We start from the raw sequence: 22481 nt of genomic DNA on the forward strand, positions 1-22481 counted from the left end.
GACTGAGCGCGTCTATTCACCCGCCAGCCGCGAGAAACCGGTGTATCTGCCCCACGACAGCCGCGCCCTCGCCCACCGCCGAGGCGACGCGCTTGGTCGAACCCGAGCGAACGTCGCCGATCGCGAACACGCCTTCGATGTTCGTCTGCAACGGCATCGTCGACGCGCCGGCTTCTTCCAGGTCGGCGCCGGTCAATATGAAGCCGCTGCTGTCGAGCGACACCGCACATTGATCCAGCCAGCCCGTATTGGGTTCAGCGCCGATGAAAACGAACAGGTGATGCGCCGTCATGCTTCCTTCGATGCCGCCGGCACCACGGTAGTGCACGCGCTCGAGACGCGCATTGCCGTCGAGCGCGGTCAGTTCCATCCGCGTATGAAGCGTGAGGTTCGCGAGCGACGCGACACGATCGGCGAGATAGTGCGACATGCTGCGAGCGAGGGTCGCGCCCCGAATGAACATGTGCACATGTTCCGCGTGCCCGGCGAGGAAAACGGCAGCCTGTCCCGCGGAATTGCCGCCGCCCATCAGCACGACGGACTCCTTGCGGCAGAGCCTCGCCTCGATCGGCGTCGCCCAGTAATAGACGCCGGAGCGTTCGAAGCGCGAGAGGTTCTCGACGGAAGGCCGGCGATATTCAGCGCCGCTCGCGATCACCACCGTGCGCGTGGTAATGCGGCGGCCGCCGATCAGTTCGACGACAAGCGGTTGCCTGTCGCAGTGCAGTGCGCTGACCTCGCACGGGATTCCGATATGCGCGCCGAACTTCTGCGCCTGGACCAACGCGCGGCCCGCGAGTGCCTGCCCGGAGATGCCTGTCGGAAAGCCCAGATAGTTCTCGATGCGCGCGCTTGTGCCGGCCTGCCCACCGGGCGCGCGGCAGTCGAGCGCCGCCACCGACAATCCTTCGGACGCCGCATAGACTGCTGCTGCCAGGCCCGCCGGACCCGCGCCGACGATCGTCACATCGTAGACATGCGTCGGATCGAATTCCGGAATGAGGCCGAGGCACGATGCCAGTTGCCCTTCATCGGGGTTTCGCAGCACCGTGCCGTCCGGACAAAAGATCAGCGGGAAGTCGTCGGGCTGCGGCGTCAGTCGCTCTAGCAACGCGATGGCTTCGGCGTCCTGCTCGCTATCGAGCGTCATGTTGGGAAACGCGTTGCGCCGCAAGAAATTCTGCAAGGCGGCCAACTGCGGATGGCGCGACGAGCCGACGAGAACGACCCCCTGTCCGCGTTCGATGACGAGCACCCGCCGCAAGATCAGCGCGCGCATGATCTTTTCGCCGAGGTCGGCTTCGCTCACCATCATCGCGCTAAGCTCGGCGGGCCGCACGAGCACGGCTTCGACATCTTCGAGGACATGCGCGTCGACCACGGCCAGCTTGCTAGATAGCTGGGTGACGTCAGAGGTAAATTCGCCGCGCTTCGTGTAGGTGTGAATCACGCGTTCGTGGCCGAGGCCGTCGCGGCCGACTATCCGGACCTTGCCTGACAGCACGACGAACATTCCTGGGCAACGGCTTCCGGCACGGTAAAGCAAGTCGCCCTTGACGTAGCGCGACACGCTGCCAAACCGCCGTATGCTGTCGATCTCCGCAGCGGAGAGGACCGGAAACATCTGGTTGTAGCGAGGATGGTCGCGCACCGCAGGGTCGTCGGCGAGCGCCTCGTCATCAACGCGGCTCGTGTTCTCCGTCACTTCGCGGGCGGGCGCCTTGCCTGGCGACTCTGGCTCGTTGCTCATTGCCGAACCTCCTTGACCGGCCGGCTGGCGCCCGCGTGGCGAGGCTGCGCGCCGTCGCGGCAGGCAGGCGGCAGCGCCGGCAAATCACGCCCTGCACTCGCTAGGCCCGCAGGAGCTTGATCAGTTCTCTGGCAGCCGGGCCAGACGAAGCCGGATTCTGGCCTGTGATCAGCCGCCCGTCTACGATCGTATATACCGACCAGTCCGGGCCTTTTTCAAACAGGCCGCCCAGACGCTTCAGCTCGTCCTCGACCAGGAACGGTACGACCGCGGTAAGCTGCACAGCCTCTTCTTCGCTATTGGTAAAGCCCGTGACACGCTTTCCCTTGACGATGGGCTGCCCCTGATACGTGACGTTGTTCAATACGGCCGGCGCGTGACAGACGGCGGCGACCGGCTTGCCGGCGTTATAGAACGCCTCGATCAAGGCGATCGAGTTTCTGTCTTCCACGAGGTCCCACAGCGGGCCGTGCCCGCCCGGATAGAAGACCGAATCGTAGCCGTCGGAGCTTACTTCGGACAGCTTGACGGTGTTGGCGAGAATTGCCTGGGTGGCAGCGTCTTTCTTGAAGCGCTCCATGGAATCTGTCTGGTTGCCGGGCTCGTCGCTTTTGGGGTCGATCGGCGGCTGGCCGCCTTTGACGGAAGCCACGGTGACCTCCACGTCGGCATCGACGAACGCATAGTACGGAGCCGTGAACTCTTCGAGCCAGAAACCGGTCGGCTTGCCGGTGTTTCCAAGCACGTTGTGCGAAGTCAAAACCATCAAAACCTTCATTGTCAGTCTCCGGTTGATTGCGAGGACATGCCTGTGCGACGGCTGGGCGGACACCGGTAACGCTACGCCCAATCGCGGCGGCACACCATACGTACAACGCATGTCGGGCGACCGCCGTTCGATTGTTCAATCAATACCTACGTATGGCGTTGCCGGCCTGTGCGGTTGCGCAGAACGAGTACTTCGTCTTCAGCGCCCGGCTCGAGTGGCAAGATGCAAAACCCTCTACAAAAACCTGGCGATAAGCGGGACGGTTGCTTACTATACGAACGTATCCGCGTCGGCTTAATGCAACCAGTTCTGGATGAGCAAGCGATGAAACATGACAATGCGATGGGCGCAAGGGAATCATTGTCGGACTCGCTTGTTTATGTGGTCGACGACGATGAATCCATTCGGGGCGCACTGACTTCTCTGCTCACTTCCGTCGGCATCAAGGTACTGGCGTTCGAATCGGCGGACGACTTTCTGGCCGCGGAAATGCCCGACGTGCCCAGTTGCCTCATTCTCGACGTTCGGCTGCGAGGCACGAGCGGCCTCACGCTGCAACAGCATCCATTCCGGGAGAGCGTCCCGTTTCCGGTTATTTTTCTGACCGGGCACGGCGACATCGAAATGTCCGTGAAGGCGATGAAGGCAGGGGCTTTTGACTTCATGACAAAGCCGTTCAAGGATCAGGACCTGATCGATACGATCGCCGCCGCGCTGAAGCGGGATGGAGAATTGAAGCGTCAGGCGAAGATCGTGGCGGGCATCCGTCAAACGTACGAATCCCTGACGGCGCGCGAGCGGCAAGTCATCAAACTGGTCGCCGATGGACTGCTGAACAAGCAGATCGCGGGCCAGCTTTCTCTGAGCGAAGTGACAGTCAAGATCCATCGCGCGCAAGCGATGCACAAGTTGAATGCACGCTCAGTGCCTGACGTCGTGAGGAAGCTACAGCAAGTGGCGCCTCTGCACTAGGAGCGGCTCGACAAACCGGCCGGGCCTATCGCACTGCCCTTACCTCTTCCTCAATCACGACGAATGCGCTCAGGCTAATACACACTGTCATCCGGATCATTCGAACGTCTTATTGCTGCTTCGCCCATTGGCCTGTAAGTTGCAAGAAGAATCAGCTTGTTCGAATCCGTGTCCGTGCTCTGTGGATTCCTGATGAAATCAAAGCGCTCTCCTGCAACTATTGCAGTGGTGGACGACGACGAATCCATCCGGATGGCGATATCCAATCTGCTTCGTTCGGCGAACTGGCACGCTATTGTTTACGAGTCCGCCAACCATCTTCTGGTCGATGCGTCGCGATCGCAACCGAATCTGGTTATCGCCGATATTCACATGCCCGGCATGGACGGCTTTGCGCTTCTTGAGTCGATCAAACTATGGCAACGTCCAAGCCCCGTCATTTTTATTACGGCTTACGCGACGCAACAGCTATTCGAAAAAGCGCAAGCGAGCCGAGCCGCCGGTTTCTTCTCGAAGCCAGTGGACGGCGTGCGGCTACTCGCGCTGATTGGTGAAATACTACAGACGTAACCTTGCTTTTATCGCCGCCATCATCACGTCAGCCCTTTGTCCCGTGTTTCGATCAGTACGGGACAAGGCGACCGGTCGATCACTTCTCCGCTGATCGACGGATTAGCCCAGCGGCGCAGCCGTGACAGATGGTGGTGCCCCATCACGATGACCTCGGCGGCCAGCAGCCCGGCTTGTTCGATGATCACATCGGCCGGCGGATTTCCCGCGCGAAGGTGCTGCTCCACGATCAGATTGTGGCCGGCAAGCTGCCCGGCTGCTGTGGCGAGGACGGATCGCGCAAAACGATGTCTGCGCGCTTGCGGGCGGATAGGTCAGCCCGTCGGGCGCGATACCGCTTTCGCTACCGGGAGGCAGTGCATAAGAAGGATCGATAACGCAGAGAAGATGTACGGTCGCGCGACCCGGCGACGCGACGCGCCGCACCAGGTCGATGACATTCGCACTTTGAAGCGTGCCGTCCAGCGGCACCAGAAGGATATTGAACATGGTGAGCCTACCCATCGAAGATCAGATTCACACGCGGGCTCCGTCGCCACACGAAGTCAATTTCCGGGCTCGTAGACCGTGAGCCGGCTGTCCACGCGATGAACGCCTCCTACGTTTTCCGCTGCTGTTCCGGCCGACTGGATTTGCGCCTCATCGGGCGCAGTTCCCGCAAGCGTGATGACGCCGCCGTGCGCCAGCACGTTAATGTGCGAGGAGTCCAGCCCTTTCACTTTCGTGAGCGACTTGCGCACGGCATGACTCAAAGCGCGATTGTCGGCTCGAAGCTGCTTCTTGCTCGGAGCGTCCGTGCTGACGGACGACGAATCCGCAGCCGAAGTACTCGGTATGCCGCCAGGCAAAGCCATCGTAAAAGCGGCCACGGCCGTCATGGTGAAGATCAGTACTCGGGTTTGCATGTCAGGCTCCTGCCGGTAAGCAAATCATGGACGATCGATAGTCAGTCGCGGGCAATCCTGATTACATGACGTCACCCGCATTGCGCTTCTACCCGCCGTATCTGTGCGGTCAACGCAGAGACCGAAAGCTCACGCGCAGCTCTTCCGAGAAAACTTGCGGTTGTTCCCACGCCGCAAAGTGGCCGCCTTTCGGAAGGCGGTTGTAGTGGATCAACTGTGGATATGCTTTCGCTGTCCAGCTTTGCGGCGCAGCGTAGATCTCATCGGGAAAGACGCTCACGGCAACCGGAATAGCAACGTGCTTCGGCGCAAAGAAGTTCAGCTTGTTTTCCTCATACAGGCGCGCCGATGAAATTGCCGTGCCCGTGAACCAATAGAGCGTCACGTTATCGAGCACGTCGTTGCGTGTGATCCCTTCGGACTGACCGTCAAATACTCGCGCGATCAGTGCCTGGCTGGCGGCGTCGTGGTCGATCATCCACGCGGCGAGGCCGAGCGGCGAATCTTCGATGCCATACAGCGTCTGCGGACGGTTCGCCATTTCCAATGCGTAGCCGAGGCCGTGCTTGTAGAAATAGTCGAGCTGATCGAACGCGTGCTTCTCGTCGGCTGACAGAGACGCGGGCGCCGGTTCTCCGAACTTGAGTGCCTGCGCGATGTCGTCGGGCACCGTCGCCGGCATGTTGGTGTGAATGCCGAGCAGTTCCGGCGGTGTCAGCAAAGCCATTTGCTCCGTCACCGCATTGCCCCAATCGCCGCCTTGCGCGACGTACCGCGTGTAGCCGAGCCGCTGCATCAGTACGACCCATGCGCGTGCGATGCGAACGGGGTCCCAGCCCTCCTCGGTCGGCTTCCCCGAGAAGCCGTAGCCAGGGAGCGACGGAATCACGACATCGAATGCATCGGACGCAGTGCCGCCGTACGCCGTTGGGTTCGTCAGCGGGCCAATAATCTTCAATTGCTCGATGATCGAGCCAGGCCACCCGTGCGTGATGATGACCGGTAACGCATTGGCGTCCTTCGAGCGAACGTGGATGAAGTGAATGTCGACGCCGTCAATCTCGGTGACGAATTGCGGCAGCGAGTTCAGTCTCGCCTCGACGTCGCGCCAGTTGTAGTCCGTCACCCAGCAACGGGCGAGCTTTTGCATGGTTGCGAGTTGCACGCCTTGAGACGCATCCTTCGCGGTTTCGCGCTCAGGCCAGCGGGTCGCCTTTATCCGCCTCTTTAGATCGATAACTTTTGATTCCGGCGCGTGCACACGGAGTGGCCGAATAGCCGATTTGTCGGCACTGCCCGATGGCGATGCGTCAATGATCGATCGATTCGGTTCTGCGAACGCCAGTCGGCTTAGTGAACCAGCAACAGCGGCCGACGCCGCCACGCCGATAAAGCGACGGCGCGATGCGGTCTCGGGAAAGATATCGTCGGCCATACAGACTCCTGTTGGCAATAAGTGCGACGCCGCACGTCGCAGTGGTGGTAGCGATTGTGGGTAAACAAACCTTGCGGGTAAACGGCCGGGTTAGAACAACAGTTGTGTCGGCCGCGAATAGATCTTTTCCGCTGCAATCAGCGTGGCCGCAGCGATACATACGATGCGCGTAAAGCACCGTGTGAGATGTCATGCGACGGCAACGCAGCCGGATACGCCAGCCGTTTTTTCGCGTCGCTCAATACGGTATCAAGACTATTGATCGAGCGATGGCGTCACGCTCATTGGTCTTGCACAAGGCCGCGACTAGACTACCTGGGTGGACCGGATGCGCCGCACGCTTTTTGTCCCGCGAATCTTCTCAGGACCAAAAGGAAGCAAACATGAACCCGACTCAATTTGTGGTGGCATTGATCGCAAGCCCACTGTTTTTCAATAGCAGCGCGATCGCACAAGAGAATCAAAGCGGCGCTGCCGCGAAGCAGGCGGTGCAACTGGAAGCGGGCGCAAAGCCGGAGTTCGGCATCAAACGCGTAACGCCGCAATACTGGCGTGTCACGATCGATCATCCGCCGTTCAATATCTTCGGCCCCGAATCCATACCTCAGTTGAACAGCGTCATCACGCAGATAGAAAACGATCCCGAACTAAAGGTCGTGGTGTTCGACAGCGCCGTACCTGGTTTTTTCCTGACTCACTATGATTTCGTGCCCCCGCTCGAAGCGACTACGAGCATGCCGCCCGGACCCACCGGTATGCCGCCATTGCCCGATATGTTGAGTCGCCTGAGCCGCTCTTCTGTCGTGTCGATCGTATCGATCCGGGGCCGGGCTACCGGCGTTGGCAGTGAGTTGTCGCTTGCATCCGACATGCGCTTTGCCAGCCGCGAAAAAGCCGTGCTTTCGCAATTCGAGGTGGGCGCCGGGTTCGATCCGGGTGGCGGACCGATGTCGCGTCTTCCCCGCCTGATGGGACGGGGCCGTGCGCTTGAAATCCTGCTGAGCGGCAGCGACATCAACGGCGAACTTGCGGAGCGATATGGCTATGTCAACCGCTCGCTGCCAGATGCCGAGCTGGATAAGTTTGTCGACACACTGGCCCGGCGCATCGCCTCGTTCGACAAGCAAACCATTGGGGAAATCAAGCATTTCGTCAACATTGCCACTCTCCCGCCCGATAGCGAACTCGGCCCACAATGGGACGCCTTCATTACTTCTGTGCAGCGTCCGCAGGCACAGCACGATATCGGGAAGCTGATGGAACTCGGGCTGCAGAAAAAGCCCGACGTGGAGATTCATCTGGATCGATATACGGGCGAAGTAAGTCGGGGTGGCAAGTAGGCATAATGGCGCAATGCGACCGGTTCATTAATAACGGAGAAGTCACAGTGGAAGGCAAACCCCTAACCCGCGGAATAGACCATATCGGTCTGACGGTTCGAGACCTCAAGCTCACGGTGGAGTTCTTCACCGAATGCCTCGGCTGGACTCTCGTTGGCGAGCGCCCGAGCTACCCTGCGGCGTTCGTGTCCGATGGACACGTCACGCTGACGCTTTGGCAAGTACTCGACGCGGACCGGCGCGTCGAGTTCGACCGCAAGACCAACGTCGGCCTGCACCATCTCGCATTGAAGGTGGGTAGTGAAGAAGCATTAAACGAGATATTTGCGCGCGTTTCGGAATGGGCAGGCGTGGTGGCCGAATTCGCGCCTGAAGACCTCGGTCAAGGACCAAAGCGGCATGCGATGGTTTATGAACCCGGCGGCATCAGGCTCGAATTCGATTTCGACCCGCGCGTTTAAGAAACGAATTGCGACGAGCTCGCGCTCGAGGGCGGTAGCCGCGAACACCGCGCGGTGCCATCGTCCGATACGGTGTGGCGCATCGTGCGCTCGTGTGTTCATGTAATACGTTCGGATGGACTCGTATCCGGGGAAAGCGGAACCCATGACCCCGGCCAACGCATCAAAGCTGCGATCGCGGAATAAACCCAGGATTGCCGGTCTTCACGACTTCATTGAAGCGCTGCCTTGTCTGAATGTCATTGATCGCGTCGAAAGCGTCATCGGGCAGCGGCGCAATGTCGAAGTTTTCACGCGCACGCGCGTCAGTCTTGGGTGTCGTCAATACAGCGGTGCCGCGCTGCACTGCCCATGCGATCAGCACTTGCGCAGGCGTCTTTCCAACTCGCTCGGCAATCCGCAAGACAACCGGATCTTCGAGTGGTCCGGGCCTTATGCCATGCCCCAATGGCGCAAACGCCAGAAAGACGATGTCGTTCTTTTGGCAGAACTCCAGAAGTTCTCTTTCCGGAAGATAAGGATGAGCCTCGACCTGAACGACCGCCGGCTTGATTCGCGCAGCTTCATACAGCGGCTCGAGCTCATTCAGACCAATGTCGGAAAGGCCGATCGCGCGGCATCTTTTACGGTCGACGAGATCTTCCAAGGCCCGCCACGTGTCGAGTAAAGTCACACGGCGATCATAGAGAATGGCTCCATGCTCGTCTCGCGGGTCCTGCTCGTCGCCAGGTTGAAACGCGAACGGCGTATGAATCAGGTAAAGGTCCAGATAATCGAGCCCGAGTCTGTCCAGACTCGCATTGAACGCAGGTTCGACGCGCTCGGGCCGGTGATTGGAATTCCACAGTTTCGTCGTGACGAAGATGTCTTCTCGCGAAAGCTCTCGTGCCGACAGCGCGGCCTGTAAAGCCGTGCCCACCTCGCGCTCATTGCGGTATCGCTCGGCACAATCAAGGTGCCGATATCCAACTTTTAGCGCAGCGGTCGTGGCGCTTGTCGTGACGGCTGCATCGGCAATCAACGTGCCAAATCCGACTGCGGGCATATGGCCGCCGCCGTGACTGAGCGCTATTCTTTTGAGCTGGAAATCGGAAGGCTCATTCATGACGACACCTCCAGGAGTTTGTGCAAATGTCTTCCGGCGGCTGCCGGACTTTCAGCATAGGATGATTTGCGCGGCATGCCCGACTATTTCGACGAAGCTCTACGCGGGCGCGATGCTGACAAGTTGTCACTCACCTGCGTGGCAAACGCGAGGATCACTTCTTCATTGCGCGACAGGAAAGTCCACTGCCCTGCCCGCGTCGCAACAAGAAGCCGGGCCGCGACGAGTGTTGCGATGTGGGCCGAGACGGTCGACTGCGATAGACCGCTTTGCGCATGAATCAGATTCGGCGGTACGCCATGACTGAAATCGAAATGGCCCTGCTCGAATACTTTGGCAGGCGTCTTCAACCATTCGAGAATGTCCCGCCGAAAGGGATTCGCAAGGGCTTTATAAATCCGGTCGATATCGATCATGGCGATAGAAGAAGGCATGGTCAGAACATGTCCGCAGCGTTCAAACGCACTGCGCCCTGATCTCCAGCTTCTGGCGTGCGACGCGAAGGGATGAAAGGCCCCGTGATCATCTCCGAGTAGCTTTGGCCTGGCCCCACCATCGGGAACACGTCGGCGTTCTCATCGATCATCACTTCGAGAAAGGCGGGTCCTTCGAACTTCACGAATGACTTCAGTTTGTCCTCGAGTTCGCTTATCGCTTCGACGCGGCAGGCAAATTTGAATCCGTCGGCGCGCGCCGCCATCACAAAGTCCTTCTGATGAAGCGACTTGTCGCTGACAAACGTCCGGCCCTCGTAAAAGAGACGCTGCCACTGCCTGATCATCCCGTCACCGCGATTGTTGAGCAGCAGCACCTTGACGGGGACGCCATACGTGCTCGCTGTTTCCAGTTCGCCCGCATTCATCCGGATACTGCCGTCACCGTCGATGTCGATTACCAGCGCATCCGGCCGCGCCAGTTGTGCGCCAATAGCCGCGGGCAATCCGAAGCCCATGGTTCCCATGCTGCCTGACGTCAGAAAGCTGCGAGGCTCGATGAACTCGAAGAATTGCGCCGTCCACATTTGATGCTGGCCGACGCCCGTACTGATAATGGCTCTCCCCTGAGTAATTTCGCTGAGTTTCTCGACGACGAATTGCGGCTGAATCAGCGGACTGCGCCTGTCGTAGTTCATGCCGTGGCGCTGCTTGAGTTCCACCACTCGTTCGAGCCATCCGGCAGGCGATTGCACACCTGCACCGTGCTCCATCAACGAACGCAACGCGTGCTTCGCATCGCCCACGTGGCTCCAGTGCGTACGCTTCACTTTGTTGATCTCAGCCTCGTCGATGTCGATATGCGCGACGTAACGTGCGCCGGCGGCAAATGCATCCGGGCGGCCACCGGCGACGCGATCGTCGAATCGGGAACCCACGGCAATCAGAAAGTCGCAATCTTCGACTGCATAATTCGCGCACGCGGCGCCGTGCATGCCGAGCATGCCAAGCGACAATTCGTGTTTTGCCGGTATGGCGCCGAGACCCATTAGCGTCGTCACTACCGGGATCCTGTAACGCTCCGAGAACGCGCGCAGCTCGGCTGCTGCGCCCGCTGCGATGACACCGCCGCCGACGTATAACAGCGGACGTTCGCTCTGCCGCAGAAGATCGAAGAAACGCGCGCGTTTGTCCTCGCCGAGATCGCTGCCTTTCGCGACCATGCGCAGGCGATCGGAATAGCCGCGAAACTGCAACGTGCCTTTGCCCTGATAAACGCCCATCCAGTTCTGAATGTCCTTTGGCACGTCGACGACAACGGGACCGGGACGTCCGGTGCGTGCAATCTCGAATGCGCTTCGCAGGGTCTGCTCGAGTTTCGTTGCGTCGGTCACCAGGAACACCTGTTTGGAGCAGGCCGACATGATGTTGAAGACCGGCGCTTCCTGAAAAGCATCGCTGCCGATCGCGGCGCGCGGCACTTGCCCGCATATCAGTACAACAGGAATCGAATCGCCATTGCAGTCCGCAATGGGTGTCACGGCGTTCGTCGCGCCAGGTCCGGACGTGACCATGAATACGCCCACTTTTCCGCTCGCTCGCGCGCGTAGCCGGCGGCCATGAAGCCGGCCGCCTGTTCATTGGCCGGCACGATGAATCTGATTTGGCGCTCGGGATGCGACGCGCACGCTTCATTGAATCGAAACACCGCGTCGTAAGTCGGCAGGATCGCGCCGCCGCTATAGCCGAATAGTGTGTCGACGCCCTGTTCCGCGAGTACACGCAGAATGATGTCGGCGCCCGACATCAGTTCGCCTTCATGTGTCGGGTCTGGACAAACTTGCGAAGCTATTTGTGGATTCTGGGTCACGGCTGACTCGTATGGAAACCGGCGCTGAGGGCATCAGCGGCCGCGATTGGGGAATATCCCGTTCAATTCGAGAACAGCGTATGTTCGGCGCCAGTTCATGGACCATTACTGCGGCGGGATCTCCATACCGGTGCAGTCCATTTAGCACTTCCTTGGTGTGCATCTGGAAGAATTGCGAGGATGAATTGATTCTGCCAACTATCGGGACCTGCTGCGCGGGGATGCATTTGCGTCACAGGCCAAAAGAGTTCGCTTTCGGGCCACGCGGTCTTTGACGCGGTCTTCGTCGAACGTGTGAGCCAGCAATGTCTCCGCAATGTAATGCGCCACATCCACGCCCAGATCTTCTTCGACCAGAGCCAGCGCGAGGCCAACACCGGCGCTCACGCCGTCAGAAGAATAGAGATTGCCGTCTTTCAGCCAACCCGCATCTGGCACGACGTGCACCAATGGAAAGTCCCTCGCGAGACGATGTGCGTCGCACTCGCGAATAGTCAATGAGCGATGATCGGCGAGACCGGCACGCGCCAGCAGAAACGCACCGTTGGATATGCACGCGATCTTTGTCGCAGTACGATCCACGCCGCCGAGCCAGTTCACCAGTTCCCGATGCTCACGCGCCGAGCCAACCGCCGGAGAGCCGGGCACGATGACGATATCAAACGATGTCCGTGAATCGCGCAGCGATTCGGTCGTCCGTACCGCGGTCCCGTTCGAGCACATGACCGGCCCGAGTGTCGGGCCAATGACATGCTGTACATAGAACCGTTCACCGCATACGCGGTTTGCTTCCTCGAATACATCCATCGGCCCGCTCACCTCGAGCAGTTGAAAGCCTGCATACAGCATCATTGCGACACGCATGCGCCATTTCTCCGCCAGTGCACCCAACCCAGAACGAACGATTCTTCAAACGAAGTCTAATCAATGCGGCCCATGTGCGACTGCGTAGATCGCGCGATGTCAGGCCATTCGATGCGGGATTTGCGCCACCTTGCAAAAAGAGGCGTTCCCACGCGCAGGCGAGGCGCTTCTCTCTTTACGCCAGCGAAAAAGTCATTTACCACTTGTGACGGGCGGGCCGCGCCATCATTGGGGTAAGCTAGGCGCTCGCTCGTTGCCGCGGCTTATCGCAATGCATGGAATTCCCACGAAAACACGGTCTGCACCGTCAAGGCGAGCGTGCTCTTACTCGATGAAGGTCACGGCATGAAAGTCGCCATTGTCATATTCGAAGGTGCGCAAGCACTGGATGTAGCAGGCCCACTCGATGTATTCGCTGAAGCGAATGCAAACCTTCCCGAGCATCAGCGATATGAAGTGTCGCTCGTCGGTAGCAAAGCCGGCACGGTCACGTGTTCAAACGGCATGCAGCTTGCCGTTCCTTATGGCTATGCGGACTCCGTCACTCAGTTCGACCTCGTACTGGTGGCAGGCGGGCCCCGGTTGCCTGACTGCAATCCACCGAACGAATTGCTGACCTGGCTGCAAAACCAGGCACGCGGAGCGGCGCGCTTCGGCTCCGTTTGCAACGGTGCATTCGTGCTTGGACATGCTGGCTTGATCGACGGCAAGCAGGTAACGACCCATTGGGCCGATGCAAGGCGCCTCGCGGACAACTTCCCTCTTGCTCGAGTACAGCCCGACAGGATCTTCATTCGTGACGGTCGTCTTTTCACCTCTGCCGGTGTGACGGCGGGCATCGACCTGTGTTTGTCGTTAGTGGCGGAAGACTGGGGACACGAGATGGCGGTACGCGTTGCCAAACGTCTGGTTGTCTATATCCAGCGAGAAGGCGGCCAGTCGCAGTACAGCCCCTACATTGGTGCAGGCAAGGAGGAAAACCCGATCATCGGCAAGGTGCACCGCTATGTCACCGAACATATCACCGACGCATTGTCGATCGAACAACTGGCAGGCGCTGTTTCGGTAAGCCGGCGCACCTTCTCGCGGCTCTTCGCCAAGTATGCAAAGGTCACACCGTCGGCGTTCGTCGAGCAGGTTCGCGTGGACACTGCGAGGAAACTGCTTGAAGACTCGGACGCTCCGTTGAAAACCGTCGCGTTTCAATGCGGCTTTCACAGCGCCACGCAAATGCGGACCACGTTCACCCGAAGACTGAACGTTACGCCGAAACAATACCGCCAAAGATTTCGCGGCACAGTAAGCGCACCGCCGCGGACCTATAGCGGCGCCGATCAGCACGCCGCATCTCAGCTTTCGCCGCAGTTGTGATTCCTGAAGAGTTGGCCCCTTCTCTTCCGGATGTTCTCGAGCCGGGTTTGTCGCTGGTCTTTTGCGGTATCAATCCTGGCGTGCGTGCGGCAACGACCGGCCATCATTTCGAGGGCAGAAACAACCGGTTCTGGCGTGCCGTTCATCTCGCGGGTTTTTCTCCGCAACAGATTCGGCCTGAAGACGACCGCAGCTTCCTTCAGTATGGATGCGGTCTCACTACAGCAGTATCGCGCCCAACCGCACGCGCCGACCAGCTATCGCGAGCGGAAATCGAAGCAGGCGCGGCTGCGTTCGAGCAAAAGATCAAACGCTATGCGCCACGCTACATTGCCTTTCTCGGGAAGATGGCGCTATCCGCTATGTCCGGCAAACGCGAGCTTCAATGGGGACTTCAGCAAGAACCTTTCGGTGGTGCGCGTGCGTGGGTGCTGCCAAATCCGAGTGGCCTGAATCGTGCCTATAGCCTCGAATTACTCGTGCGTGCTTACCGCGAACTTTACGTCGCCGTTGCGTCTTCGGATTGAAGATGCGGATTGCTGCGCAGGCTCTCCGTCACGAAGTCGACAAAAGCGCGGACCTTCCCGCTCGCGCCTCGCCGTTCGATATGCAAGAGACTCACTGGTGTGGGCTCCGGCTCGAATGCCGTCAGAATAGGCTTGAGTTTGCCGTCCTGTACCTCTTGAGCTGCCTGATAGGACAACAATTGCGTCAATCCCACGCAATCGAGTGCCGCCAGAACGGCAGCCGCAGTCAGGTCGACGATCATTCGCGGCTGGATTCGAACCGGCATTCTCGTACCGTTGCCATCGAACACCCACTCGAGCGGATGAGAGACGCCCGTGAACGACACACATTGATGATCGGCGAGATCTTTTGGATGACGCGGCTCGCCATGCGCCGCGAGATACGCAGGCGCGGCGTAGGTCCGACGCCGCACAAACCCCAACGGAATAGCGAATATCGACGAATCTCCAAGATGGCCGATGCGAACGGCGATATCCACGCCTTCTTCCAGTAGCCGCGTGGTGCGGTCGACATAGATGGCGTTGACGGTGACTTCCGGATAGCGCAGCGCAAACGCATTGATGAGCGGCGCGATAAAGCGCTGACCAAACATCACCGGCGCGGAAACAGTCAGTGTGCCAACGGGATTCAGATGATCGGCGGCGACATTGGCGTCGGCCTCGGTGATCGCGTCCAGCACTTTGCGGCAAGCGTCGAGATAGCCGAGACCTGCGTCGGTCGGCCGTATTGTCCGCGTGGTTCGCGCGAGCAGTTGCGTGCCGAGACGGGCTTCGAGTGAATTGAGCGCGCGAGAAACCGCGGGCGTCGACATGCCGAGTTTCTCCGACGCGCTCGTGAAGCTCCCACGATCCACGATGGCAACAAAGACTTCCATCTCGCGCAATTTGTCCATTCCGACTTCCCATGCGGTAACGCTCACGTCTACACCGCGATTGTAGGCGCCGTAATAGCCCGAATCCCGCATTGGCCTGAATTCGACTCAAATTGGCCCGCTTCTTACTCTTCCGGGTGACTGCAAAGCGAGTTTTCATGATGCTCGTCGCGAATCAAAGGCACTCTGTTGCGCGGCAGGAAAAACACTTGTTCGCCGCATGAAAACGGTGATGAAGCTTTTCGCGGCGCTGGCAAATTTCTCCACGTTATTGGCCCGATACGCGAGCCATTCCGGCTTCTGCAATTCCCACGCGTCGCGGACAATCAACTCGCCACTTATCGTATCGCCAAGCAAAGGAAGAGTCCGTTATGTTTTCTGCAATGCTCGAAGTCAATCCGCTACCTGAACAGTTCGACCTTTACCTCGGCATGGCAAAGATGCTGCGCCCGGAACTCGAGAAGATCGTCGGCTTTATCGACAACGCCCGCTACGCCAGCCTGACGCGCGAGGGATGGCTTCTTTCCCTATCGAGCTGGCGCGACGAGAAGTCGCTGGTTCGCTGGCGCACCACGACGAAGCATCATCAGATACAACAGGCGGCGCGCGATCGTGTGTTTGCCGACTATCGGCTGCGCATCGGCCAGACTGTGGCCGATACACGCGTGCCCGAAGGAGAAGTTCTGCTCGAGCAACGGCTCGATGTCACCGAGGCGGGCGCGGGTACTGCGGTGACACTGCTCGATGCGCAGCGCGCGCCCGAGTGGGCCAAAGAGGCCGGCGCAGAAGCCGTGGCAAGGTCGCTCGGATTTGATGCAACAACAGCGACAGCGGCAGCGGGCCTCGTGGCGTGGGACATATTCGACGCGCTAATGGCGCCCGGCGATGTGATCACTGTGCTGACCTGGCGCGATCACGCCGCCGCCGAATCTTTCGAACGCAAGGCTGCATTGCCGGAAGACGTGCGTCTGCGGCATATCCGCGTGGTGCGCGAGTACGGCATGTTCGATCGTCGCGAAGCGCCTCAGTACTTTGCGGACGTGCAACCTTCCGCATAGACAGTAAAGCAGCGTCCGGGAAACAAAAGACTATTGCGATGGACGCACATTGTCATTGTGCCAGGCCGAGCCGTGGCCTGATTTGCGAACGAAATGGCCAACTGCGCCAGCTCTGTTGTCTTCGAAGAGCAAGGCGATCTCCTAGAATGAATCAACGTCCGATTCATAGCCTTATTCAACCTTACTCGATTCGCGCACTCATATGACCATCGCTACGCCATGGAACGCGGGAACGGCAACATCGGACGTAGCAGATGCGTCGTCACCGAGTGTCGTCCGCGAGACAGAGAGCCCGCTTCCTCCTAAGTCCGCGGCAGCGGAGTTGTCGCCTCGTCTTGCGACGGGTCTCGTCGGGATGCTTCTCGCGTCTTTGTTGGCAATACTTAACGAGCAGGTCACCGCAGTGGCGATGACCGACATTCGCGGTGCGCTTTCAATCGGACACGATGACGGAAGCTGGCTGACCGCCCTCTTCGAGGCCGCGAATGTCGCCACGATGGTCTTCGCGCCCTGGTTCGCGATAACGCTCACGCTGAAGCGGTTTCACGCTGGGCGCCGTAATAGCCGCGATGCTTATCGGTGTTCTTTGCCCGTTTGCACCGAACCTCCCGGCGCTTTATGCGCTGCGTGTGCTGCAGGGAATAGCCGGCGGCTGCCTGCCTCCCATGTTGATCATCGCGGCGCTGCGCTACCTTCCGCCGAAGATCAAGTTATACGGCCTTGCCGGCTACGCGCTGACCGCAACCTTTGGACCATCGCTGGCAACGCCGCTCGCGGCTCTGTGGACCGAGTACGTCGACTGGCGAATGGCATTCTGGCAAATCGTACCGCTCGGCCTGATTAGCTGCGTAGCGATACAGCAAGGACTGCCCGACGAATCCTCGAAGACAGAACGCTTCAAGTCGTTCAACTGGACCGGCTTCGTCACCGGCTTTCCCGCTATCGCCATGCTCGTGATTGGTTTATTGCAAGGCGACCGCCTCGACTGGCTGAATTCCGGCTTCATTCGCGTCATGCTCGGTGGAGGAACGCTGTTGCTGGCCGCGTTTCTCATCAACGAGTGGTTTCATCCCTCGCCGTTCTTCGGCCTTCAACTACTACGCCGCAGAAACTTCACACACGGCCTGATTACACTCGCGGGCGCGGTGATCCTGCTGACCGGCGTAGCCGTCATTCCCGCGCAATACCTTGCGAAAGTACACGGATACAGGCCGCTGCAAACCGCACCGCTCGCGCTGCTGGTCGCGATTCCGCTATTGATTGCGCTGCCTCTGACTGCCGCGCTGCTGAACATGCAGCGCGTGGATCGCAGATGGGTCATCGCGATCGGACTTTCACTCATGGCTACCACATGCTTCCTGGGAAGCTACATGACTTCCGAGTGGATTCGCGACAACTTTTATTGGCTGCAGTCGTTGCAGATTGCCGCGCAACCAATGGTGATCCTCTCGATCCTGATGGGCGTAACCGGAGGCTTGCCGCCAACAGAAGGCCCGCTTGCTTCCGCGATGTTCAACACGCTAAAAGTTTTCGCCGGCGTGGCGGCCACCGGTCTCATTGAAGGGCTCGGTACTGCGCGCCAGCACTTTCACTCGAGCATGCTCGTGGACCGGCTTGGCAATAACGCGTTGATCACGACTCAAAGCGTCGATGCAAATCACGGTTTCGGCGCACTCGCGCAGCGCATTCACGAGCAGGCAATCGTGCTGACATCCGCTGATCTGTATCGCGTGATGGCGTGCATTGCCGTCGCCCTGCTTTTTCTTGTTCCGGTGTTACCCACGCGCATTTATCCGCCCTGGAGCACCACGCCGCCATCTTCACGCTAAACGACAATAGATATGTCCGTTCTCACCCGCCCTTCCAACAAAACGCTTCGCCTCATAGCGTATGTGTCAGTAGCTTGCGCCATTGGTGTCGCCTGCCTATGGCTGCTCGCGACGCCCAATAGCGAGTCGACCAACGACGCCTATGTCACGGCCGATTTCACGCTACTCGCAGCGCGTATCCCCGGCCAGCTTTCCGAAGTACCTGTCGCGGACAATCAGCAGGTGAAGACGGGGCAACTGATCGCACGCATCGACGACCGCGATTTTCGCGCCGCGCTGATGAGCGCCGAAGCGGACGTCGCTGCGGCGAAAGCATCGGTCGTTAACTATGACGCCGAAATCGCGCGTCACCCCGCGCTCGTCGCGCAGGCGCGAGCCACGCTTCGCTCCGACGAAGCGGAGATCCAGTTTGCGCGAGCAAACGCCGCGCGTTACAGCAATCTTTCGGAAGCCGGCGCCGGAACGACGCAAGAGCAGCAGCGTTCTTCCAGCGCATTAGCCGAGCAACTGGCGCAGCAATCGCGCAATCAGGCAGTGCTTGTCGCGACCGAGCAGAACCTCGACGTTTTGCGTGCACAGCGCGACAAGGCGGCCGGCGCGTTAGCGCATAGCGAAGCCACGCTCCAGCAGGCAAAGCTCAACCTGTCGTATACGGAGATTCGCGCACCGGTCGACGGCAAGATCGGCAGACGTTCCGCGCGTGTGGGCGCATTTGTTACGCCGGGCGCCCCGCTTGTCGCCATCGTTCCGCTATCGGACGCATACGTCGTGGCTAACTTCCAGGAAAACCAGCTCGCGAGAATGCGGCCCGGCGCACGCGTGCGTATTAAGGTGGACAGCTTTCCAGGCGTCGTGATCCGAGGCCACGTCGACAGTCTTGCGCCTGCTACCGGCGTGAGCTTCGCGCCCATTGCGCCGGAGAATGCTACGGGTAACTTCACGAAGGTCGTTCAGCGTGTGCCTGTCAAGATCAGCATCGACCCGGGGCAACAGGCTGCATCTGCATTGAGCGTGGGCCTCTCTGTCGAAACGGAAGTCGATGTCGGCAAGCCCGCCGAAGTGTCGATCAGCGGAGCGGACCCAAAATGAACGCGAATCTGTGTTCAATCCGTACACCGGTGCTCGCGACGCTGCTTGGCATGTTGCTCAGTGCATGTATGGTGGGCCCCAATTTCGAACGCCCGCAGACCGCTGTGCCCGATGTATTCAGTCGCACGCAATCCGCACAGGCACCAAGCCGCGCGATCGAAGCCGGCTTTGATTCGGACTGGTGGAAGCTGCTCAACGATCCCACGCTGGACTCGCTGGAGCAACGCCTCACCGATGCGAATCTCGACGTGGCAGCCGCGTCGGCCCGCTTGCGCCAAAGCCGTGCGCAGCAACGTATTGTCGGCGCCGACGAGTACCCGACCGTGAGCGCCGCCGCATCGTATAACCGCGAGCGAGGCAGCATAAACGGCATTCTGTCTTTGCTCGGCGTGACGCCGACAGGAAGCCAAAGCCAATCGGCCTCGGGCGCGTCGCCTACCGGCGTGGCCCCATTGCCAGGCGACAAAGGCTCGCCCGCTTATGACCTCTATCAGTTCGGCTTCGATGCATCGTGGGAACTCGATTTCTGGGGACGCGTACGACGCGGTGTCGAAGCCGCGACGGCGGTGAGTAACGCATCATATGAGGACCGCAACTTTGTGCTCCTGTCCGCGCGGGCCGAATTGGCTCGCGACTATGTGCAGTTGCGCGACACTCAGGCTCTGCTTGAAATAGCCCAGCAGAACCTTGAAATAGCACGCGATGCCACGAAGCTCACGGAAACGCGCGTGCGTGAAGGCGTCACGACGAATCTGGACGTCGCGAATGCGGCCGCCCAGGCGGCGTCGATTGAAAGCCTGATTCCGACTCTTGAAGCCAACTGCGAGACGACCATCAACTCAATTGGCTTATTGCTCGGAATGCAGCCTGGCGAACTACAGCAAACCTTGAGCGCGCGAGGCGCTGTTCCGAAGCTTCCGAACAATGTGCCTATCGGCTTCGCATCGGAAGTCGTGCAACGGCGGCCCGACATCAGAAGAGCCGAGGCGCAGTTGCACGCCGCCACCGCTGCGATTGGAATGGCGAAAGCCGATTTCTATCCACGCATATCGCTGAACGGCAGCGCGGGATTTCAGAGCCTTCAGCTTTCGAATCTCGCGGACTGGGCATCGGGACAGTTTGTTATCGGACCGTCGATCACGCTTCCCATCTTCGAAGGCGGCCGCCTGAAAGGAACACTTCATTTGCGCGAGGCGCAACAGCAGGAAGCCGCAATCGTCTACAAGCGCACGGTGCTGGCCGCGTGGCGCGAAGTCGACGATGCGCTGGTTCTCTACGACGCCGAACAGCGGCGCAACGAGCGCCTGCAACAGGTCGTACGTCTGAATCAGAGTGCGCTTTCGATTGCGCGGCAACGATATAAAGCGGGAGCGGTCGACTTTCTCGACGTGCTCAATGTGCAGAAGCAGCTGCTCGACGCGCAAAGCAATCTGGAGCGCAGCACGGCGAACGCGGCGACGAATCTCATCACGTTATGCAAGGCACTCGGCGGCGGTTGGGAGTCGACGTATGCGCAGCAGGATGCCAGGCAGTAACTTCCTGCATGCCAATGCTCTCCTTCTAACAATCGACACGCAATAGCGAATTGCGGCACTGATGTGGCACTAACGGGGAACCAATGGGGCACTTGAAATCAGCAGTTCAATCTGCGCGATTCTATTGGTCATCGTGATCGACTAATCAGAACCGTTCTTTTAATCGAGGTGGAAAATGAAAGTCTCTCTTGCTTCAGTACTCGTCGCAACGGCGCTCTTTGCCGGATCGGGCGTTGCATTTTCGCAGCCGGCCGGCAATACCAGTCAGGGGGCGAACTCAACGCTGTCTCAGCCGCCGATGGCGCAGTCTTCCGGCTCCATGAGCGGCAACGACTCCCGCGGACCGCAGTACAGCGGATCGACCGCAAGCGGACGCGCGAGGAATGGCGGCGCTTGTGTCGTGGGCTTGTCTTGCGACATCTATCAGGGCAGTTAGCCGGGCCGGGCCGGGCTGGGACGCGTGCCGCCGATGAACGACAGGCAGTTCCTCGGCTCAGCAACGGATCGAAGTCTGTATGAGGGCCGCCCGGCTGTCATAGCGGGCCCCGGCAAGCTTCTGCACTGGCGCCCCTCATCAAGACAAAGAAAATAGCGTTACCTTCATTCCGCCACAGGAATCCAGGCAGCACTCGCCGCATCGCTAGACCTGAACGCCGGAAACCTGGCCCCCAGCTCCGTGACAGTCTTGATGTCGTTCTTCACGAGATCGTCACGCGTAATAAGCGTAGGCTTGACCACGATATGATGCGCAAGCCCCTCACCCGCCACTGCCAAAGCCGCGGCCCGCACAGAAACAGCGCCAACCACCGCGGGATTAGTCGCAGCGGTCGCTACCCACGCACTATTAGGCGCGCGAATCGCCTCTATATCCGCAGTCGAGATATCGGCACTGTAAATGCGAACCTTTGATCCTAGTTTCGCTTCATCCGCTGCCAGCTTCGCGCCGCGTGCAAATTCATCGTAAGGCGCAAAGACCACACGAATGTCAGGATGCGCACGGTACGCCGCCGCGGCCTGGTTCGCGACCGATTGCGCAATCGGATTGTTCACCGTCCCAAAGCGCGCCTTCTCCTGCACCTGTGGATGCGCACTCTTGAACTCGCGCCACACGGCATCGCGCCGGTCCAGCGGCGCAAAGCCCGCCACATAGACATAGCCGGCGGAGAACGCGTCGCCGTTATCCTTGACCGCCTGATTCAACAGCAGCGTCGCAAGGTCATGATCGCTCTGCTCGATCTGCGGCACCTTCGGGTTGTTCAGGTCGACGTCAAATGCAACCACCTTGATGCCTTTATCCAACGCTCGCTGCACCACGTCCTTAAGCGATTCCGGCAAGCCATGATTCACGATGATCGCCGACACGCCAAGGCTGATCGCCTGCTGAATCTGCTCGCGTTGTTCGGCAGCATCCTGCCGCCCCTCGTAAATGCGCAGGTCGATCCCAAGCGCCTTGGCCTGCTTCTGCGCGCCGGCCTCATAGGCCTGGAAGAAATCGCCCTCCGAAAGATAGTTGACCAACGCAATCTTCACGCCGCCCTTGTCGAACGGTGCAGGTGCGCCCTTGAGCGGCGCGGCGTGCGTCGGCTGACCAACGCCCAGCATCGCCGCCGCGGAGAACAACGTCAATGCAACAGCCATGCGTCGCGCGCGCAACGTGTGACTAAAAATCGATTTCATCGGAGGTCTCCTGCAAACCGGTTAACGTAGTGATGGGTGAATGCAAAC

21 protein-coding genes and 2 pseudogenes are annotated in these 22481 nt (G+C 59.5%); 11 read left to right on the forward strand and 12 right to left on the reverse strand.

Going from position 1 to position 22481, the window contains the following annotated elements; translation table 11 throughout:
• Window positions 1-16: 16 nt before the first annotated feature.
• Window positions 17-1750, reverse strand: a complete 1734-nt coding sequence (locus ABIE53_RS12600; protein ID WP_053858296.1) for an FAD-dependent oxidoreductase — start codon at window positions 1748-1750, stop codon at window positions 17-19.
• A 100-nt stretch (window positions 1751-1850) separates the two neighbouring features.
• Window positions 1851-2528: a type 1 glutamine amidotransferase domain-containing protein gene (locus ABIE53_RS12605; RefSeq protein WP_006052667.1), complete on the reverse strand. Its 678-nt coding sequence runs from the start codon at window positions 2526-2528 to the stop codon at window positions 1851-1853.
• Window positions 2529-2843: 315 nt separating this feature from the next.
• Between ABIE53_RS12605 and ABIE53_RS12610 the strand changes: the two genes are divergently transcribed.
• Together ABIE53_RS12610 and ABIE53_RS12615 are read left to right on the forward strand one after the other, a co-directional pair.
• Complete coding sequence (locus ABIE53_RS12610; protein WP_006052666.1) at window positions 2844-3491, forward strand: response regulator transcription factor; 648 nt, start codon at window positions 2844-2846, stop codon at window positions 3489-3491.
• 156 nt (window positions 3492-3647) lie between these two features.
• Complete coding sequence (locus ABIE53_RS12615) at window positions 3648-4061, forward strand: response regulator (RefSeq protein WP_149029180.1); 414 nt, start codon at window positions 3648-3650, stop codon at window positions 4059-4061.
• 23 nt (window positions 4062-4084) lie between these two features.
• Here the strand turns inward: ABIE53_RS12615 and ABIE53_RS12620 are convergent, their stop codons facing one another.
• The 3 genes from ABIE53_RS12620 to ABIE53_RS12630 form a co-directional block, all read right to left on the reverse strand.
• Window positions 4085-4288, reverse strand: a complete 204-nt coding sequence (locus ABIE53_RS12620) for a universal stress protein (protein ID WP_376915257.1) — start codon at window positions 4286-4288, stop codon at window positions 4085-4087.
• Between the two features lie 318 nt (window positions 4289-4606).
• Window positions 4607-4966 carry a BON domain-containing protein gene (locus ABIE53_RS12625; protein ID WP_114156188.1) on the reverse strand — a complete coding sequence of 120 codons (360 nt, stop codon included), beginning with the start codon at window positions 4964-4966 and terminating at the stop codon, window positions 4607-4609.
• Window positions 4967-5075: 109 nt separating this feature from the next.
• The gene (locus ABIE53_RS12630; protein ID WP_114156189.1) at window positions 5076-6401 is read right to left on the reverse strand and encodes an epoxide hydrolase family protein; all 1326 of its coding nucleotides are present in this window, start codon (window positions 6399-6401) and stop codon (window positions 5076-5078) included.
• Between the two features lie 383 nt (window positions 6402-6784).
• On the opposite strand from ABIE53_RS12630, the gene ABIE53_RS12635 reads away from it, so the two are divergent.
• The gene (locus ABIE53_RS12635) at window positions 6785-7741 is read left to right on the forward strand and encodes an enoyl-CoA hydratase/isomerase family protein (RefSeq protein ID WP_006052661.1); all 957 of its coding nucleotides are present in this window, start codon (window positions 6785-6787) and stop codon (window positions 7739-7741) included.
• A 5-nt stretch (window positions 7742-7746) separates the two neighbouring features.
• On the forward strand, window positions 7747-8202 hold the full coding sequence (locus ABIE53_RS12640) for a VOC family protein (protein ID WP_053858299.1): 456 nt from the start codon (window positions 7747-7749) through the stop codon (window positions 8200-8202).
• A gap of 163 nt (window positions 8203-8365) precedes the next feature.
• Here the strand turns inward: ABIE53_RS12640 and ABIE53_RS12645 are convergent, their stop codons facing one another.
• From ABIE53_RS12645 to ABIE53_RS12660, 4 genes and pseudogenes are all read right to left on the reverse strand, one after another.
• Window positions 8366-9307 (reverse strand): aldo/keto reductase, encoded by a 942-nt coding sequence (locus ABIE53_RS12645; RefSeq protein ID WP_114156191.1) that lies wholly within the window; start codon window positions 9305-9307, stop codon window positions 8366-8368.
• A gap of 83 nt (window positions 9308-9390) precedes the next feature.
• Window positions 9391-9723 (reverse strand): ArsR/SmtB family transcription factor, encoded by a 333-nt coding sequence (locus tag ABIE53_RS12650; RefSeq protein ID WP_114156716.1) that lies wholly within the window; start codon window positions 9721-9723, stop codon window positions 9391-9393.
• Window positions 9724-9743: 20 nt separating this feature from the next.
• A pseudogene (gene ilvB, locus ABIE53_RS12655) lies at window positions 9744-11611 on the reverse strand (biosynthetic-type acetolactate synthase large subunit).
• 198 nt (window positions 11612-11809) lie between these two features.
• Window positions 11810-12475: an AraC family transcriptional regulator gene (locus ABIE53_RS12660; protein WP_192698853.1), complete on the reverse strand. Its 666-nt coding sequence runs from the start codon at window positions 12473-12475 to the stop codon at window positions 11810-11812.
• A gap of 345 nt (window positions 12476-12820) precedes the next feature.
• Between ABIE53_RS12660 and ABIE53_RS12665 the strand changes: the two genes are divergently transcribed.
• Together ABIE53_RS12665 and mug are read left to right on the forward strand one after the other, a co-directional pair.
• On the forward strand, window positions 12821-13846 hold the full coding sequence (locus tag ABIE53_RS12665) for a GlxA family transcriptional regulator (protein WP_006052655.1): 1026 nt from the start codon (window positions 12821-12823) through the stop codon (window positions 13844-13846).
• Window positions 13843-14373, forward strand: a complete 531-nt coding sequence (gene mug / locus ABIE53_RS12670) for a G/U mismatch-specific DNA glycosylase (protein ID WP_244230930.1) — start codon at window positions 13843-13845, stop codon at window positions 14371-14373. Before ABIE53_RS12665 ends, mug begins: the two co-directional genes overlap by 4 nt.
• Here mug and ABIE53_RS12675 read toward each other — a convergent pair.
• Together ABIE53_RS12675 and ABIE53_RS12680 are read right to left on the reverse strand one after the other, a co-directional pair.
• The gene (locus ABIE53_RS12675; protein ID WP_044021990.1) at window positions 14346-15266 is read right to left on the reverse strand and encodes a LysR family transcriptional regulator; all 921 of its coding nucleotides are present in this window, start codon (window positions 15264-15266) and stop codon (window positions 14346-14348) included. The genes mug and ABIE53_RS12675 overlap by 28 nt on opposite strands.
• Before the next feature lie 135 nt (window positions 15267-15401).
• Window positions 15402-15602 carry a hypothetical protein gene (locus tag ABIE53_RS12680; protein WP_153067626.1) on the reverse strand — a complete coding sequence of 67 codons (201 nt, stop codon included), beginning with the start codon at window positions 15600-15602 and terminating at the stop codon, window positions 15402-15404.
• Window positions 15603-15616: 14 nt separating this feature from the next.
• Here ABIE53_RS12680 and ABIE53_RS12685 point away from each other — a divergent pair, with 14 nt between their 5' ends.
• The 5 genes and pseudogenes from ABIE53_RS12685 to ABIE53_RS12705 all read left to right on the forward strand — a co-directional run bounded on the left by ABIE53_RS12685 (window position 15617) and on the right by ABIE53_RS12705 (window position 21192).
• A complete protein-coding gene (locus ABIE53_RS12685; RefSeq protein WP_114156195.1) occupies window positions 15617-16303 on the forward strand; it encodes an antibiotic biosynthesis monooxygenase family protein in 687 nt (228 codons plus the stop codon).
• Between the two features lie 355 nt (window positions 16304-16658).
• Window positions 16659-18132 (forward strand): annotated as a pseudogene (locus tag ABIE53_RS12690) (MFS transporter).
• A gap of 12 nt (window positions 18133-18144) precedes the next feature.
• Entirely contained in the window at window positions 18145-19221 is a 1077-nt protein-coding gene (locus ABIE53_RS12695) for an HlyD family secretion protein (protein WP_114156197.1), read from the forward strand.
• Complete coding sequence (locus tag ABIE53_RS12700) at window positions 19218-20756, forward strand: efflux transporter outer membrane subunit (RefSeq protein ID WP_114156198.1); 1539 nt, start codon at window positions 19218-19220, stop codon at window positions 20754-20756. Before ABIE53_RS12695 ends, ABIE53_RS12700 begins: the two co-directional genes overlap by 4 nt.
• A 175-nt stretch (window positions 20757-20931) precedes the next feature.
• Window positions 20932-21192 (forward strand): hypothetical protein, encoded by a 261-nt coding sequence (locus tag ABIE53_RS12705; RefSeq protein ID WP_006052649.1) that lies wholly within the window; start codon window positions 20932-20934, stop codon window positions 21190-21192.
• Window positions 21193-21356: 164 nt separating this feature from the next.
• On the opposite strand, the gene ABIE53_RS12710 is transcribed toward ABIE53_RS12705, so the two are convergent.
• Window positions 21357-22433, reverse strand: a complete 1077-nt coding sequence (locus tag ABIE53_RS12710; RefSeq protein ID WP_029970784.1) for a substrate-binding domain-containing protein — start codon at window positions 22431-22433, stop codon at window positions 21357-21359.
• Window positions 22434-22481: the final 48 nt, after the last annotated feature.

Origin of the sequence: Paraburkholderia sp. OAS925 (assembly GCF_040543975.1) — a bacterium.
Classification (GTDB): domain Bacteria; phylum Pseudomonadota; class Gammaproteobacteria; order Burkholderiales; family Burkholderiaceae; genus Paraburkholderia; species Paraburkholderia graminis.